Origin of the sequence: Pedobacter antarcticus (assembly GCF_900103515.1) — a bacterium.
In the GTDB taxonomy this organism is placed as follows: domain Bacteria; phylum Bacteroidota; class Bacteroidia; order Sphingobacteriales; family Sphingobacteriaceae; genus Pedobacter; species Pedobacter antarcticus.
This window is the reverse complement of record NZ_FNGZ01000013.1, coordinates 1-17,433: the sequence shown is the minus strand read 5'-3', so window position 1 is coordinate 17,433 and position 17,433 is coordinate 1. Positions and strand designations below refer to the sequence as shown.

The following is a 17,433-nucleotide window of genomic DNA, read 5'->3' as shown; positions in this document are numbered from 1 at the left end:
AATGATAGCCTTTTTTTTATTCCGGATTACGAGCCGATAGATGCAGAAGTATTTTTAGTGTCATTTAATTGTCAGAAATCTCATGCAGGTGTTTTTATAGCAAAGATTAGTCATGCAATTGTTATATTAGATAATTAACTAAACAATTAACTAAATACCTAATTACATGAAAAAACTTATACTAAGTTTGTTCGTGTTGCTGTGCATGTCAGCTTTCGCTATAGCACAGAACCGAACAGTTTCTGGTACAGTCACTTCACAAGGGGATAATATGCCCATTCCCGGTGTAAGTGTTAAAATCGTTGGCGCAGCTGGCGGCGCAATTACAAGCAGTGATGGGAAGTATTCTATCAGTATCCCTTCAGGAGCGACTGCGTTACAATTCTCCTTTATTGGTTACACTAGTCAAAACAGGCCAATTACTTCATCATCTGTAATAAATGTCGTATTGGCAGATGATAGTAAAGGACTTAATGAAGTAGTTGTAGTAGGTTACGGTACTCAGGTACGTAAAGACATCACAGGTTCAGTTGGATCGGTAAAAGGGGAAGCGATTAAAAATCTTGCCAGCCCTAGTTTCGATAAACAACTAGCAGGTCAGGTAACTGGTGTTCAGGCTTCAACTACTAGTGGTATCTTAGGTCAGCCTGCGCGTATCCGTATTCGTGGAACGAACTCTATTTCAAGCAGCGGTGATCCGTTATATGTTGTGGATGGTGTTCCATATATCGCCGGAGATCAAGGTGCTGTTACACAATACAATCCGTTGGCAGATATCAATCCTAATGATATTGAAAGCTATGATGTATTAAAAGATGGTGCTGCTACCGCTATTTACGGATCGAGAGCCTCTAACGGTGTAATTTTAATTACAACTAAAAGAGGGAAATCGGGTGCTGCAAAAATTACATACGATTCATGGTTCGCTCTGGCAACACCATCGAAAAGATATGACCTGTTAAACGCAGACCAATTTATTGAGATCAGTAACGAAAAGTATGCTTATTATGGAGAAAAACCAATTGCGTTCCCTACCGTTAATGCTGATGGTTCAGCGGTTAATACGGATTGGCAAAAGGAAATTCTAAGAAATGGTTTCCAACAGAGCCACGCTTTAACCGTAAGTGGTGCAACGGAACAAACAAACTATTTTTTGTCATTAGGTTATGCTAACCTCACCGGTACCACTGTCAATAATGATATGCGTAAATACAACTTCCGTACAAAAATTGAACAGAAGGCATTTAATAACCGTCTGACTTTAGGGGTAAATACCGCAATTACTTATACAAAGAATAATGGGTTAAATGATGGTGCGGGTTCTGCTGCGCTGTCTGGTAATATCGCATCTGCTATCAGAGCTTTACCAAACGTACCTGTTAAAAATGCCGATGGATCATACAACTTAAGTGCTGACCAAACAGTTTTAGGCCCTGGTGCAAATACAAAGACCATTGACGATAATTATCCTAATATTGCATATGTTCTTGCAAATAACATCTATTCTTCGCAGGCATTAAATCTGACAGGTAACGCATTTGCGAAACTTAAAATTATTGAAGGTTTGAATGCAACTACACAAATTGGTATCAATTATTTGCATGGTGAAGATTATCTGTACTGGAATCCTACGCACGGTGACGGAAGAGGATCAAACGGTATTGTTGATCAATTTTATTCACCAACCTTCCGCTATAACTGGCAAAATACTTTAGATTACTCTAAGACTTTTGGCGATCACAAATTAGATGTAGTTGCTGGTCTTGAATTCCAAAAAACACGACAACGTTTTATCGAGGCTCAGGGAACGAATCTGTCTGCTGCCTATTTTGCTAAAAACGGCAATATCATTTCTAATACATTGGCTAACCAATTCTATGGTGGTGGATCTTATGAATCTGCTTATGCATCAGTTTTCGGACGTGTTAGTTATTCATATCTTGACAAATATCTCTTATCAGCATCAATCAGAAGAGATAAAATCTCAGATCTTCCTATCGGAAATCAAGACGTTTCTTTACCAGGAGCATCCGTTGGATGGAGAATTTCAAAAGAAAACTTCTTTGCTGAATCTGATGCATTGAAATTTATCAATGATTTGAAATTACGTGGTGGTTATGCTAAAGTTGGTAACGTCGAAATTGGACGTCTGCCAGGTGTAGGTATTTTTGCCCCGGTTCAGTACGGAGATGTAAGTGGTATCAATTTTAACCGATTAGGTAATCCGGACTTATCATTTGAAACAAGTAAAAAAGTGAATATCGGTTTGGATTTAACCATGTTCGATAACAGAATTAGTTTCAGTGCCGATTACTTCAAAAATAATATTGATAATTTAATCCTGGCTGTCCCAACTCCCGCTTCTTATGGCGTTCCGAGTAACAGATATTCTGCTAACGTTGGTAGCATGAATAACAAAGGTTGGGAATTTTCTGCCACAAGTACTAACATTAGAAATACGAACTTTTCTTGGACAACAAACTTGAATGTAACTTTTGTAAAAAACAAAATTACTGCACTTGCGGACGGAAATGCTGATTTGATCAACACTTATAATATTACAAGAGTTGGGGAGTCAATCGGTGCTTTTTATGGATATGAAGCTGCTGGCGTAAATCCTGCCAATGGAAATCCATTATTCTACAAAGAGAATGGTAGTATTGTCCAGCCTAATGTTGACGATTATGAGTGGTATGCTTACGATCCGGCAAATCCAAGCGATATGTCAAAATCAGGAGAAGCTTTAACAGGAAAGGATAAAAGAATCTTAGGTCAGGCTAATCCTACCTGGTTCGGTGGATTAAATAATACATTTACTTATAAATCACTCGATTTAGGTATCATGTTAACTTTCTCAGGCGGTAACAAAATCTATAACGTAACCAGACAAGAAGCCTTAAACACTACCAAATTCCTAAATAATGGTGTTGAGATCATGAATCGCTGGACAACTCCAGGTCAAATCACTGATGTTCCTAAAGTCTCTTATTCTGATGATGGATTGATTCTACAGACAGGGAATTTAAACAGCAGATTTTTAGAAGATGGTAAATTTTTAAGGGCTCAGAATATCTCATTGGGATATACTTTTTCTCCTAAATTCTTAACCAAATTGCAAATCACTAACCTAAGAATTTATGCTCAGGTTCAAAATGCTTTTGTGATTACCAAATACACTGGACTGGATCCTGAATTAGCAACTGGCTACAGTACTACTGCCAGTGAGAATAGAGCTCCTGGAGTAGATTATAACACAAATCCAGTTCCTCGTACTTATACCATGGGAATTAATTTAGGCTTTTAATCATCCTTAAAAATTGAAAAATGAAAATAACATATAAATATAAAAGTGGCCTGAACAAGTTTTTAATCTTAGGGTTAGGATTAGTACTGTTTACAACGTCATGCAAAAAATTCACAGAAATACAACCCCAGGACGCACTGAGTGATCAGACTGCTTTTGATGATAAATCTAGCATTGAATTAGCAATGAACGGGGTATATCAGCAAGCCGCGGTTGGTACTTACGAAGGTGCTGGCGGGCGAGGTTATCCTTTTGGTGCTGCTTCTATTGAGCAGGCTGAAATGCGCGGAGAAGACATGGTAAATTTGGCAACGTTCTATCAGATTACTTATCAGGCGACGCAAAACACTTCTTCAGCAAATAATGTAAATCATTACAATAATCTTTACAACCTGATTAATCAGGCTAACATTGTTATTGATGGGGTGAGAACTGCAAAAACTAAAGGTATTCTTACTGAAGCTGAAGCTAATTCTTATGAAGGTGAATCTAGATTCCTAAGAGCTCTTGCGCATCATGAATTATTACTGAACTTTTCAAACCCTTATGCAGATGGTAACGGAAGCCAACCAGGTGTTCCTTATCGCGAGACGGCAATTAAATCAAGTGCTGATTTTGAAGCTGCTAGTAAAATTGGAAGAGGAACTGTTGCCGAAGATTATACCAAAATTTTAGCTGATCTTGATTTTGCTGAGAGTAATCTGGCCCAGGGAACTAATTATTCCAGGGTGACAAAAGGAGCTGCAATTGCTTTAAAAACACGTGTTTTACTACATAAAGGTGACTGGGCAGGTGTGATCACTGAAGGAACTAAGTTAGGAACCAACGGATCTGGTGTGTTTACCAGTCCAATTGGAGGCTATAAACTTACGGATAGCCCTGACGGGCCTTTTGTAAATTTCAAAGCTAATTCGGAATCGATCTTCTCAATCGCTAACAGTGCCGCATCTAACGGCGATGTAAATGGTGCATTAGCAAGCATGTTATTACCTGCATCTGAAGGTGGAAGAACTTTGGTTTCTACCAGTCCAAATCTTTACAATGCTAGCTTCTGGAAAGCAGGCGATTTAAGAAAAACATTATTACAAGTTGCTGAAAATGGTATTTATTTCACTTTCAAATATCGGGATGCGACAACTAAGTCCGACTGGGCTCCAATTATCAGGTATGCTGAGGTATTATTAAATGTTGCTGAAGCAGATGCACGTATCGGTAATTCAGGACAAGCTTTAAATTTATTAAATGCTGTTAGAAACAGATCTGTTCCTGCTGCTGACCAATTCACGTCTGCTCCAGCTGATTTACTTCTTGCGATCTTAAATGAAAGACGCGTTGAGTTCGCGGGAGAGGGCAGAAGATGGCCGGACCTGCACCGTTTAGCCCTTGATGCGAAATACGGAGCTGGTGGTATTCCTGCTAAATTGAATCCAGGCCAGGTAACTGCAGCCGCGTTTTCAAGCGGTGCGATTGCAGCGCCGGCAAGAGTTGCTATACCACGCACAAGCTTTAGGTTCTTATGGCCATTCCCGCTGTCAGAAGTAAATGCAAATCCTTTACTTGCTGAGCAACAGAATCCGGGTTATTAATCTGGTATTAATACATAATAAAAAAGAGCCTGAATTATAATTCAGGCTCTTTTTTATTATGTATACTTTCTTAATCTTTACATTATCAAAGACACTTCTTGTCCTTCTACTTTTAGTCTGCAAGTCTTGCCAACTATCATCGCCCTGTTATCTGCTATGTGCCCGCATGGAAAATTATAGCAGACTGGAAAATGATAATCTTTCACCAGTTCCTGGATTATCTCTTCCGGGGTTTGGCCAAATGGAATAATCTCTTCCGGTATTTCATTGAATGCACCGATGATCAGGCCTTTTAAGTCGTTTAATTTCCCGCTTCTGATTAATATCCTAAGCATACGGTCTACACTGTATTCAGGCTCGCCTACATCCTCCAGAAAAAGAATTTTATCTTTATAATCTATTGCAGATACAGAACCCTCTAAAGCAATAAGTATGCTCAGGTTGCCTCCGGCGAGTATACCTTCTGCAATTCCGGTACGGTTCGGGAAGCTGCTGCTGTAATCATAGGTGTTGCCTTCGTTGAATAGTGCTCTTCTTAAACTTTCTAAGGATTCCCGGCTGGCATCTTCAAAAGTTCCGGGCATCTGTCCATGTATAGAGGCTGTGTTCGTTTGGGCCAGAATATGAGAGAGCAGGACGGTAATGTCACTGAAGCCGACTACCCATTTAGGATGAGCGAGAAAATTCGTGAAGTCAAGATTGTCGATGATCCTGAGGGTTCCATACCCACCTCGTCCGGCAATTATACCTTTGATTTCCGGATCGTCCAGATATTGCTGTAAATCTGCCGTGCGTAGCTGGTCGTCGCCTGCAAATTGGTGATAGCCTGACTGTACCGACTTACCTTCAACTATTTCCAGTCCCCAGCCTCGCAAAATATCTAAAGCATTGTCAATGGGTTTCTTTAGTTTTTTGGCAGGACAGACAATTGCAATTTTGTCTCCCTTTTTTAGGCCGGGTGGCAGTTGAATCATAGCTAAAATCAATATCTTTGACAAAATAATAAAAATAGTTTTGGATAATAGTAAAATAAAGAGATATACCGTTACGGCGGCCTTACCCTATACGAATGGTCCGGTTCATATTGGTCACCTTGCAGGCGTGTATTTGCCAGCTGACACCTATGTGAGGTTTTTAAGAGCTAATAACAGGGACGTAAAATTCATTTGCGGATCTGATGAAAATGGAGTTCCTATCACACTGAAGGCTAAAAGGGAAGGTGTGAGTCCACAGGAAGTTGTAGATAAATATCATAAAATCATTGGAGATTCATTCCGTGATTTTGGCGTTTCGTTTGATATCTATCACAGAACCTCTTCTCAAATGCATCATCAAACTGCATCTGATTTTTTCGAGACTCTTTATAATAAAGGGGTGTTTACCGAAGAAGTGACTGAGCAATACTATGATGAAAAGGCACAGACTTTTCTTGCAGACCGGTATATTACAGGTACCTGTCCAAAATGTGGTTCCGAAAGTGCCTACGGAGATCAATGTGAGAACTGTGGTAGCACATTGAATGCTACTGATTTGATTAATCCCAAATCTACTTTGTCGGGTGAGCCTCCTGTCAGGAAGGAAACCAAGAACTGGTTTTTGCCGCTCGAAAAATATGAAGACCAACTGCGTACTTATATTGAAAGCCATAAGGAGTGGAAACCAAACGTATATGGGCAATGCCAAAGTTGGTTAAATGCAGGTCTGCAGCCGAGGGCAATGACCCGGGATTTGGATTGGGGTGTTAAAGTGCCTTTGAAAGATGCTGCAGGGAAGGTGCTTTATGTCTGGTTTGACGCACCAATTGGTTATATTTCTGCGACACGTGAGTTATTTGAGTATGCACGTCTTGACGTATGGAATCCAAAATCTGAGGAATATTATATTAACCAGAAGGAAGTGCAGAAGGGTAACTGGGAAGATTACTGGAAAGATGATTCTACTAAACTCGTTCATTTTATAGGAAAAGATAATATCGTATTCCATTGTATAATATTTCCTGCAATGTTAATGGCGCATGGTGGTTATACACTGGCTGATAATGTGCCTGCAAATGAATTTCTGAATTTGGAAGGTCAGAAGATCTCTACTTCAAAGAATTGGGCTGTCTGGTTAAATGAATACCTTGTCGAGTTTAAAGATAAGCAGGACGTATTACGTTATGTACTTACAGCAACTGCACCTGAAACTAAAGACAATGATTTTACCTGGAAAGATTTTCAGGCCAGAAATAATAATGAATTAGTTGCTGTTTTTGGAAATTTCGTGAACAGGGTTGTCGTGCTTACACATAAATACTTTGGTGGAAAGGTGCCTATGTTGATGAACGTTACTCCTGAAGACCAGTTGGTAATTGATGAGCTGGCAGCAGCTCCTGCTAAAATTAGCGCGTCTATTGAGCAATACAGATTCAGGGAAGCGCTTATGGAAGTGATGAATGTTGCACGTATCGGTAATAAATACCTTGCGGAAACTGAACCCTGGAAAGTTATAAAAACGGACGAGGATCGTGTCAGAACTATTTTAAATATCAGTTTGCAGATTGTTGCCAGTTTAGAGATTCTGATAGAGCCATTCCTACCGTTTACGGCCGATAAGCTAATGAAGATGCTGAGCTATGGTGGTCATCAATGGGAAGATGCTGGTAAAATGAACTTATTAGTTCGTGGCCACCAGTTGAATGAACCAGTTCTTCTTTTTGAGAAAATAGAAGATTCCGAAGTACAGGCTCAGATTGATAAATTAAATAAAAGTAAAGACGACAATATCAAAGCGAATACTGTTGCCGCTCCTGCAAAGGAAAATATAGATTTTGAGCAGTTCAGTGCAATGGATATCCGTGTAGCTACAATTATTGCAGCTGAGAAGGTTGAGAAAACGAAAAAACTACTTAAACTGACATTAGATACAGGGATAGATCAGCGTACAGTTGTTTCTGGTATAGCTGAATACTTTAAACCGGAAGATATTATAGGAAAACAGGTTAGTGTGCTTGTGAACCTGGCACCGCGTGAAATTAAAGGCGTTGTTTCGCAAGGAATGATTTTAATGTCTGAGAATGCAGATGGCGAATTATCATTTGTTTCGCCTTTAAATAATCATAATAACGGAAGTATAATTAGGTAAATTATTCGATACGATCACAAAAGGCCCTCAAAACGGGTCAGATTTTTAAAATCTGACCCGTTTTTTTTGTTTTAATGTCATCGTTTTTATCTTTTCATACCATTTAGTGCTCTTTTTCAATTTCTGTTTTACTGCTCTCAACTGATTTTATATCAGATATAGTCAGCTTTATATTGTGAAGTTTAGGTGTTTTGATGTTTGTGTTGTATTTTTTCTGACTAATTAGTCTCTGGATTCAGGTTTGTTTTTATATTTTTAGGTAATGAGATGTGTTTTTTGATCATCTGTCTCATGTGCTCCGCTAAATTCAAATTTATCTCATTTTTTTGTCTGAAAATCTCTTCCATTTTCGCTAAAAAAGTTGATTTAAGTATATAATTTGGCCCTTTCTTCGAAAAAACTGCGTTTTCGTTTGAATCACAAAAACCATGTAAAAATATATTTCTCAGTGTCATAGTTTAGTCATAATCTATTGTGATGCAATAATAAGAATATTGTATTGTAACCCAATTATTATATTGCTTCATCAACTATTATTAACTAAACTAAATTTTTATGAAAAAACTTTTACAAAGTTTGTTCGTAATGCTGCTATGCGCAAATTTTGCCTTCGCACAGGACCGGACAATTTCAGGTACAGTTATATCCGGAGAGGATAATGCGCCGATACCAGGTGCAACTGTCAAATTCAAAGGGGTCAAAGGCGGCACGCAAACGGATGCTGCTGGTAAATTCTCTGTAGTACTTCCATCAAATGTTACCGTAGTGGAAATTTCTTCGCTGGGATTTATCTCTCAGGAAATTGCGGTCGGTAGCTCAAACGTTTTACGAGTTACGCTGCAAAATGACGCTAAAACCTTAAGTGACGTCGTTGTTGTAGGATATGGTACTCAAAAAAGAGGTGAGTCAACTGGAAGTACATCGTCAGTAAGTGGTGCTTCAATAGCCCAGAAACCAATTCAAAGTTTGGAAGCAGGACTTTCTGGTCGTGCAGCGGGTGTTCAAGTCAGTAATGCGACAGGTGTATTAAACTCACCACCGGTATTCAGAATCCGTGGAACAAACTCTATTTCATTAAGTTCACAACCATTATTTGTAATCGACGGTATCGCTATCACGACTACTGTAGATGCATTAACTGCAGGTGGATCTAATCCTTTAGCAAGTATCAATCCTGATGATATTGAAAGTATTGATATCGCTAAAGATGCAGCATCAACTGCAATTTACGGTAGCCGTGCTGCAAATGGTGTTGTATTTGTTACGACAAAAAGAGGTAAAACAGGTGCTCCTCGGGTAAATTACAGTACCTGGGTAGGATGGTCAACTGCTTACCGTCTTCCAGAATTGCTGGACGCCTTCCAATACACAGATTATAAAAATGAGGCCATTGCTAATGCTGATGCCATCAGAAAGGGAAGTGTAAATATCAGTGTAAATGGAGTTTCCCGTCTACCGGAATTTGCTTTAACTAACGGACCTGATGGAAAACCAATCAATACGAGATGGTACGATTACGCCTATCGTACCGGAGTTTCACAAAACCACAATATTAACGTTTCTGGCGGTACAGAAAACACTAAATATTATTTAGGTGCAGGTTATACCAACCAACAGGGGATCTATGAGAAAAACGATTTTAAACGTTTGAATGCATTGTTTAATATTGATAGTAAAGTTAATAAGTACATCACTATCGGGGGTAAATTATCGTTTTCTAACGAAAAAAACTTAGCTGCAATCAGCTCTGGATCTATGAACGGTGAAGCCTACGGTACTTCGGGTATTGCCAGAACTGCTGTGGTTAACTCACCTAACGTTTCGCCTTTTAATAATGATGGTTCTTATAACCTGGGTGCCACTTTTGTAGGGCCGATGAATAATATCGTTGCAGGTAACCAGGTAGGTTTCTACAACTTTGCTCAGGTGCTTTCATTGAACAGAGAAAATAATGAAATTGATCGTATCCAATCTAATGCATACATCCAGGTTAAGCCGGTTGAATGGTTAACCTTGAAATCATTGTATGGTATTGATTACTCGAATAATGATAACGATATTTTTTATAATCCAATTCACGGTCCGGGTCAGGGAGTGCTTGGTGAAGCTTTAGGTATTTTCAGAAAGAGAAAAAACTGGACTTGGACTAATACAGCTCAGGCAGATTATAGTTTCTCTGATCATAATTTCAGTCTGTTATTAGGTCAGGAGCAACAGAGAAACACGGTTACAGGTTACGGTATTGACCGTCAAGGTTTAACTGATCCTAACTACGATGTTGTTCAGGCAGGTTTTCAATTGAACAATGCTTCCAGTATGATTTTTGGAGAAAACTATTTACTCTCTTACTTTAGTCGCTTGAATTACAACTATGCAGGTAAATATTTCCTGAGTGGGAATGTAAGACAGGACGAGTATTCAGCTTTAGGTGTTAAGAAAGGTACTTTCTGGGGTGCATCTGCCGGATGGGAGATCACTAAAGAAGATTTTTGGGCTAGTTCTGGTCTAAATAATGTTTTCAGTAGCTTCAAAATTAAAGGTAGTTATGGTAAAGTTGGTAATATTTCTGGAATCGGAAATTACCCGACTTTCTCAACTTATGGATCTGGCTTATATGGTGGAGTTCCTTCTTCTGTTTACAACGCTGCTGGTAATACTCAGCTTACCTGGGAAACTAGTAAGAAAACGGACTTTGGTATTAACTTCGGTATCCTAAAAGACCGTTTGAGCTTTGAAATTGATTATTACAAAAATAACATCGATGGTCTGATCTTAGATGTGGCTCAGTCGCCTTCTGCAGGGGTTCCAACTACTATATCAACCAACGTAGGCTCCATGTATAATAAAGGAGTCGAGTTTGCAATTAACGCTACACCAATTACAGGTGGAGAATTTACCTGGACTAGTAATTTCAATATCGCCTATAATAAAAATGAAGTTACCTCTCTTGCACCAGGATTAAATGAGATTATTACACCTACAGGTTCAACAGCTACCGGTGAAAACGTAAACCGTTCGGCTCCTGGTTATTCGGTAGGTTACTTGTATGTAGTGAGAACTGCAGGGGTAGATCCGGCAACTGGTAGAAGAATTTACTTAAACGGTGCCGGACGCGCGGTGACTTATCAGCACATTGTTCCAACAGGAGAGTCTAACTGGACTTACCTGGATGATGGATCAAGAGCTCCGGCAATTACACAGGGTAATGACGCTAAAATGTATAAAAACACTGCACCTAAATTTTATGGAGGCTTTGATAATACATTCCGTTATAAAGGCTTCGATCTGAATGTTATGTTGACTTATCAATTAGGATTCTATGTTTCTTATGGTACCAATGCTGGATTACATGATCAACGTTATTGGAACAATGCCGTTGATGTGTTAAACAGATGGACTGCTCCTGGTCAGCAAACAGATTTCCCTAGAGCTATTTATGGGGACAATGTTTCTTATGGTAATACTATTCCGTCAGATTTCAATGTATTTAAAGGTGATTTCCTTAAATTGAGGAACGTTGGTCTGGGTTATACAATACCACAATCTGTGTTGGGTAAAGCGGGTATTAGTAATCTGAGAGTCTATGTTGCAGGGCAAAACCTGGCTATTCTTACTAATTATCCTGGTCCGGATCCTGAAGTTTCTTCTAATGGTCTTACCGCTTCCGGACAAGGTTCTGACAGGAACTCTGGTCCTAATGCAAGAACATATACAGTAGGTCTAAGCGTAGGTTTTTAAAACATTAAATCATGAATAAAAGAAATTTATATATATCAGTATTGTGTGCGGCTTTTATATTTAGTTCCTGCAAAAAGGAACTGTTAAATCCGACACCTCAAACCTCTGTAGCAGCAGAGAACGCTTTTGATACGGAATTCCGGATAGAAAGCCAGGCTAATTCTCTTTATGGGTCATTAAAAAATGGACAACTATATGGAGGACGTTACCTTGTTTACGGAAATGTTAGGGGAGAAGACTTTATTAATGAAACTGGTAACCTTGTTACTGCCTCTGATGTATGGTCATTAAATCTTGCAAACAGTACAACTTCAGTTAAAGGATTATGGTCGCAAGGTTATTTAACCATTAACAGATGTAATGTCTTTATAGATGGTATGAATGCCAAGGGAACAGCGGTCGTAGGAACGGAAAAAGGCGCTAAATATATTGCTGAAGCAAGGTTAGTCCGCGCTTTAACGTACTATAGTCTTTTACAACTTTATGCTCTTCCGTATGCTGATGGAGCGGGTAGTAAACCGGGACTACCATTGAGGTTAACCGGAATTACGGGTCCAGGATTCTCAGATCAGGCCAGAAGTACTGTTGCTGAAGTGTATGCTTCGATCTTAGATGATCTGAATTTTGCGGAAACAAATCTTGCTTCCACCAACGGTTCAGCATTGCTGAATACTACCAGAGCTCATAAAAACACAGCAATTTCCTTAAAAACAAGGGTATATCTGTCAATGGGTAAATGGGCAGAAGTGATTACTGAAGCGAATAAAATCGTTCCAGCAGTGGCACCTTTTACTGCCTCGGCAAACGTGCCGAACGCATTGGTGGCCGATGTTACCAGTATCTTTAAGGCTCCTTATACAACGGCTGAATCGATCTTTTCATTACCAATGACTACTTCGGCTAGTCCGCTGGATTATCCTGGAACACAGAACTCACTGGCATCGTATTTTTACTTTACAAATGCTACACCGGGTACTACAGAGTTTTCGCTTAATTTATCAGGGATTGTCGCAGATCCAGATTGGAAAGCTACAGACGCAAGAAAGTCACTTGTATTTACATCTGCAGCAGCGAAGAAATTCGTAGCCAAATTTGTGGCGCCAAATCCTTATACGGATTACGTGCCTGTAATCAGATGGGCAGAAGTTTTGCTGAATCTTGCTGAAGCACGTGTGCGTAGTACAAACTCAATTGATCCACAAGCACTGGCTTTAATCAATGCTGTACGTAAGCGCTCCGATGCGACAACTACAATCGCTCCTGGTAGTGTGTCGGCTTTTACAGATGCATTACTTCAGGAAAGAAGAATTGAATTCCTGGGAGAGGGTTTAAGAGGACCTGATCTAACGCGTCTGTTGTTACCTATTCCTGCAAAAGGAAGTGCGCCAAGAAAAACAGCCACAGAAGCCGGATATATCTGGCCAATTTCTTCAGACGAATTATCGCTGAATAAATTAATGACTGATAACTAAACGCTCTCAATAATTTAAAAAGCCTGTATCATAAATCATGATTACAGGCTTTTTTACGTTTTAATCTTTTTTCATTTAAGCTGACAGCCTGGATAAATGATTACCGCCGAATCATTAAAAGTTACCTGTTCAAAGAATGGAATATTTGGTAATAAACTGGATCATCGTCTATAGTATGCATTCACATCCAGTTTCTACGTTAATGCCTGGACGTCCAGGGTTTACTTATTGCATTCCGTCGCGCAAATTAGATTGCCTGTATAAAACTGTATCTTAAGTGTTAAGTCCGTCAGCAGCGCGGAATTTAAGCGATTAGCTGTGGGCGTATAGGAATTATTTAGCTGGAGGAATTTGTTTGCAAAATGGATTATAATGCATTTGATTTATTGCTATATTTGCGGCGGTTCGATTTCGCTATTTCAAATGCAGTGGGATATGCAGCCATCATTGGTCCCGTAGTTCAACGGATAGAATAGAAGTTTCCTAAACTTTAGATATGAGTTCGATTCTCGTCGGGACCACAAGCCGGGGAAGCGTTTTTTAAGCGTTTCCCCCTTGCTTTTTAAGCATAATATCTTTATTTCAGGATCTTGTGAAATAAAATTTCGGAGGACGCTTTTTAAACAAAACAATTTAAAATTAGTAGACTGTGACTGTGTAAGATGTATTTATCTTATTATAAGGTTTTTAATGTTTAAGTCAATAATTTAGTGTGTGTTTCGGAGAATTGACCACCCTGTTCCGGGACATATTGCCCAGTCCCAATTGATGCCAAAGTTGAGTGCTTGACTCGGCCTTTGATGAACCGAATATAACAAATTCCAATTTTCTTCCCCACAAATACCATTTCCCCTGTAATCATAGGCCGGTCCTTTAAAAGCAAATCAAGCCCAGGATTGCCATAATTCAAATCTTCAATTCGGTTTTGAATTCATTTCTGAATCTAACTATTTTATCAATGTGTAATATATCCCTCATATTCACGGGAATATCCACATTTTCTATTCTCCATAGTTTTGACTAATCCGGGAGATTGGTACATCAATTTTCCTGATTATAAACTATGATCCAGTCAATTCAGATCCGCGAATCAAATGGATTATCCACTAAACCTGCCGCAGCGAGTAAATGAGCCATGAAAAAGGTAGAGTCTCGTAGCGGGGGAACACAAAAGGGCGGTATAAAAAAAAACACTAAGCTTTTTTAAATTAGTTTTTCACGACTTAGTTGCTAACGTCTAGTAAACAGATAACTACCATTTCTAAAAAGTTATCTGGCAAATCTTTTTTAACTTAGGTATTTGTATGAAAACCCCTTTCATTTAATGTACAAGCAAAAAATAGAAATAGTTATAAACTCAGATGTTGACAAGGAGAAACTATATAACGATTTCATTATTTTAATGAGTAGTCTTTGTCGAACAGGCCAAATTATGGGTGGAATTGAATCTCCTTACATCGCCGGAGATTCAATTATTTGTTATCAAACTACTCTGGAGCGAGATTCATTAAATGCCCAAAATAATGACGAATACGTCAATCTTAGAATCGAAAATTTAGAACAAGGATGTAATTCTAAACTGGAGATGAAAGTTGTCGGCCAGCATATCCCATTTTACAGAGCTGTTTGTAACTGCCAACAACCTGATTCTTATCTGTTGTTTACTACATATATGAATGAAAGTTCTCCTGTTGATTGTGGTACGTGTGGGCATTCTGTTCCTATTTATAAATTAAAAGGCTTGACCGATAAAGATCGCACTGATATAGAATCTTGGGAAGGAGATTATGTCTCTTGTGATAACTTGAATATGGGCTGTAATGTTGGAGAAAAATGGGCAATAAAGCAAATGTCTGATTCGAAATCTCAACTTTCAGAATTCGGGCGGAAGGTTTGTGGTAGAATAACTGAAATGACTGGCATACCTGTATATTATTTTCTTTTCAACTATCGGTCTATTTCAATAACAAAGGATAAATTGAGAACATGTCCTTCATGTAATGGCGGTTGGTTATTGGAAGAGAAGTGGTTGGACTTCTATGATTTCAAATGCGATAGGTGTCTACTGGTCAGTACATTAACGAGTAAAAGTTAATAGCCTTTGAAAATTCCGTGGAAGGGGATCCCTTTTCTCAATCGTTATAACTTCCGTCAATGGTTAAGTGCAGCAAAATACCGGTACCACCCCTCAGAACAAACGTAATTGATCATGTGTTACGTTGTTGTTCAATACTAATCCCGTATCCATGAAAATACTTATCACAGGTGCCACCGGTTACATTGCTCAGAGATTACTGCCGGTTCTATTGGATCATAAACATCAGCTTATTTGCTGCGTAAGGGATAAAAGCCGTTTTGATCTCGAAAAATATGCCGGATTTGATCTGGAAGTTATCGAAGTAGATTTCATGAAGAAGGAGAGTCTGGAGAATATACCCGCAGATATTGATGTGGCTTATTACCTGATGCATTCGATGTCCGGTAAAAAAGGAGACTTTTCTGAGTCAGAGTTGCTGACGGCCAGAAATTTTAAAGAAAGTATGAGCCTTACGCAGGTAAAGCAGGTGATTTTCTTAAGTGGTATTGTTAACAGCCAGGAGTTATCTAAACATCTGCAGTCCCGGCTGAATGTCGAGGAGGCGTTAGCCTACGGTACTTATTGGTTAACCACATTACGTGCTGGAATTATTGTAGGATCAGGAAGTGCCAGTTTTGAGATTATCCGTGATCTGGTGGAAAAGCTCCCTGTTATGGTCGCACCAAAATGGCTCAATACCCGTTGCCAGCCGATAGGTATACGTGACGTGTTGAGTTTTTTGGAAGGCGTACTGATGCAAGATTATACATTTAATAGGGCTTATGATATTTATGGGCCGGAAATCCTCACTTATAAAGACATGCTGATGCGCTTTGCGAAGGCGAGGGGGCTTAAAAGGAAGATTTTTACTGTTCCGGTAATGACTCCGAGACTTTCATCTTACTGGCTATATTTTGTAACCTCAACCTCTTATCCATTGGCCAGCAGTTTAGTAGATAGTATGAAAGTTGATGTTGTGGCGCGGCCGAATGATCTGCAGCAAAAACTAGGTATAGAACCCATGACCTACGAGCAGTCAATTCAACTCGCATTCGGTAAAATTGAGCAAAATCAGGTGATCTCTAGCTGGCGTGACGCAATGAACAGCAGCACTTATGAAAACAGCTTTAAGAAATTGATTGAAGTCCCTCAGGAAGGATGTTTTAAAGACTTCAGATCTATGAAAGTAGATAATCCCGAGCTTGTATTGCATAATATCTGGTCTATCGGCGGTTCAACCGGTTGGTACTATGCCGATTGGCTTTGGGGTATTCGCGGGTTTCTCGATAAATTATTTGGGGGAGTTGGACTGCAGCGGGGAAGAACAAACCTCGATACACTTTCCACTGGCAGTGTAATTGACTTCTGGAGAGTGATTCTGGCAGATAAAAAAGACAGACGTTTATTATTATATGCCGAGATGAAGCTTCCTGGAGAGGCATGGCTGGAATTCAGGATAGATGAGCAGAATATCTTCCGGCAGACGGCAACCTTCCGGCCGCTGGGCATATCAGGCAGATTATATTGGTATTCAGTATTACCTTTTCATGCTTTTATCTTTAAGGGGATGATGCAAAACATCGCCAGGCATAGCAGAACGACGGATATTAGTTGAACCGATTTTTATTACAGCGGGCGTCCTTCGGGCACCCGTTTTTATTTGGATGTTAAACTCATAAATGGAGTTTAAGGTTGACACGATAAAACAATAGCTTATTCGGGTCAACCTTGGGTCAACCCCGGTGTAGAATCGGGTCAACTAACAACGAAACCCGACCAAGACACGACCAACACCTTGATATGGGCAGATTAATGTCTTATCCTGAAATGGCTATACAGTTTACTGAATTAATTTTAGATAGACTATACACGCAAATTTGTTATTCCTGTATCAATTATACAAGTTGCTTTTCATTTGGTTTGCACCATTTAGGTTTCCATCTTTTTTTCAATGGCCCGTGTTTCAGGTGTGCCTGCTCTGGAGTTAGATAATCACAACTAGCATGGGGCCTTAATTGATTATAGGTTTGGATATTTTCTCTTATCTTTTGGGTAGTTTCCCTAAAACCAACTTTTGAGCTATGCAAATCAAATTCTGATTTTAGTATCCCGTTTACCCTTTCTGCAATGGCA

Annotated in this window: 9 protein-coding genes and 1 tRNA gene; 8 read left to right on the top strand and 2 right to left on the bottom strand. The window is 39.3% G+C overall.

Going from position 1 to position 17,433, the window contains the following annotated elements; translation table 11 throughout:
* Positions 1-166: 166 nt before the first annotated feature.
* Positions 167-3,304 carry a SusC/RagA family TonB-linked outer membrane protein gene (locus tag BLR53_RS17800; protein ID WP_074591615.1) on the top strand — a complete coding sequence of 1,046 codons (3,138 nt, stop codon included), beginning with the start codon at positions 167-169 and terminating at the stop codon, positions 3,302-3,304.
* Positions 3,305-3,324: 20 nt separating this feature from the next.
* Positions 3,325-4,890 (top strand): RagB/SusD family nutrient uptake outer membrane protein, encoded by a 1,566-nt coding sequence (locus BLR53_RS17795; RefSeq protein WP_074591613.1) that lies wholly within the window; start codon positions 3,325-3,327, stop codon positions 4,888-4,890.
* 77 nt (positions 4,891-4,967) lie between these two features.
* Here the strand turns inward: BLR53_RS17795 and BLR53_RS17790 are convergent, their stop codons facing one another.
* A complete protein-coding gene (locus BLR53_RS17790; protein ID WP_074591610.1) occupies positions 4,968-5,864 on the bottom strand; it encodes a S66 peptidase family protein in 897 nt (298 codons plus the stop codon).
* Positions 5,865-5,904: 40 nt separating this feature from the next.
* Here BLR53_RS17790 and metG point away from each other — a divergent pair, with 40 nt between their 5' ends.
* From metG to BLR53_RS17755, 6 genes are all read left to right on the top strand, one after another.
* Positions 5,905-8,013 carry a methionine--tRNA ligase gene (gene metG / locus BLR53_RS17785; protein ID WP_143007905.1) on the top strand — a complete coding sequence of 703 codons (2,109 nt, stop codon included), beginning with the start codon at positions 5,905-5,907 and terminating at the stop codon, positions 8,011-8,013.
* 555 nt (positions 8,014-8,568) lie between these two features.
* Entirely contained in the window at positions 8,569-11,751 is a 3,183-nt protein-coding gene (locus BLR53_RS17775) for a SusC/RagA family TonB-linked outer membrane protein (protein WP_074591603.1), read from the top strand.
* Positions 11,752-11,762: 11 nt separating this feature from the next.
* Positions 11,763-13,223 carry a RagB/SusD family nutrient uptake outer membrane protein gene (locus BLR53_RS17770; RefSeq protein WP_074591601.1) on the top strand — a complete coding sequence of 487 codons (1,461 nt, stop codon included), beginning with the start codon at positions 11,763-11,765 and terminating at the stop codon, positions 13,221-13,223.
* Between the two features lie 449 nt (positions 13,224-13,672).
* Positions 13,673-13,744 (top strand) — tRNA-Arg (locus BLR53_RS17765).
* Positions 13,745-14,547: 803 nt separating this feature from the next.
* Complete coding sequence (locus BLR53_RS17760; RefSeq protein ID WP_074591599.1) at positions 14,548-15,318, top strand: DUF2310 family Zn-ribbon-containing protein; 771 nt, start codon at positions 14,548-14,550, stop codon at positions 15,316-15,318.
* Positions 15,319-15,469: 151 nt separating this feature from the next.
* Positions 15,470-16,915 (top strand): SDR family oxidoreductase, encoded by a 1,446-nt coding sequence (locus BLR53_RS17755; protein WP_074591597.1) that lies wholly within the window; start codon positions 15,470-15,472, stop codon positions 16,913-16,915.
* Between the two features lie 280 nt (positions 16,916-17,195).
* Here the strand turns inward: BLR53_RS17755 and BLR53_RS17750 are convergent.
* A partial coding sequence (locus BLR53_RS17750; RefSeq protein ID WP_143007904.1) for an integrase core domain-containing protein occupies positions 17,196-17,433 on the bottom strand: 238 nt, incomplete at its 5' end.

What these genes read in the sequence shown, in the direction of transcription:
- BLR53_RS17775 (WP_074591603.1), top strand. Translation starts at nt 8,569, where the DNA reads ATGAAAAAACTTTTACAAAGTTTGTTCGTAATGCTGCTATGCGCAAAT.
- BLR53_RS17755 (WP_074591597.1), top strand. Translation starts at nt 15,470, where the DNA reads ATGAAAATACTTATCACAGGTGCCACCGGTTACATTGCTCAGAGATTA.
- BLR53_RS17770 (WP_074591601.1), top strand. Translation starts at nt 11,763, where the DNA reads ATGAATAAAAGAAATTTATATATATCAGTATTGTGTGCGGCTTTTATA.
- BLR53_RS17760 (WP_074591599.1), top strand. Translation starts at nt 14,548, where the DNA reads ATGTACAAGCAAAAAATAGAAATAGTTATAAACTCAGATGTTGACAAG.
- BLR53_RS17800 (WP_074591615.1), top strand. Translation starts at nt 167, where the DNA reads ATGAAAAAACTTATACTAAGTTTGTTCGTGTTGCTGTGCATGTCAGCT.
- BLR53_RS17795 (WP_074591613.1), top strand. Translation starts at nt 3,325, where the DNA reads ATGAAAATAACATATAAATATAAAAGTGGCCTGAACAAGTTTTTAATC.
- BLR53_RS17790 (WP_074591610.1), bottom strand. Translation starts at nt 5,864, where the DNA reads ATGATTCAACTGCCACCCGGCCTAAAAAAGGGAGACAAAATTGCAATT.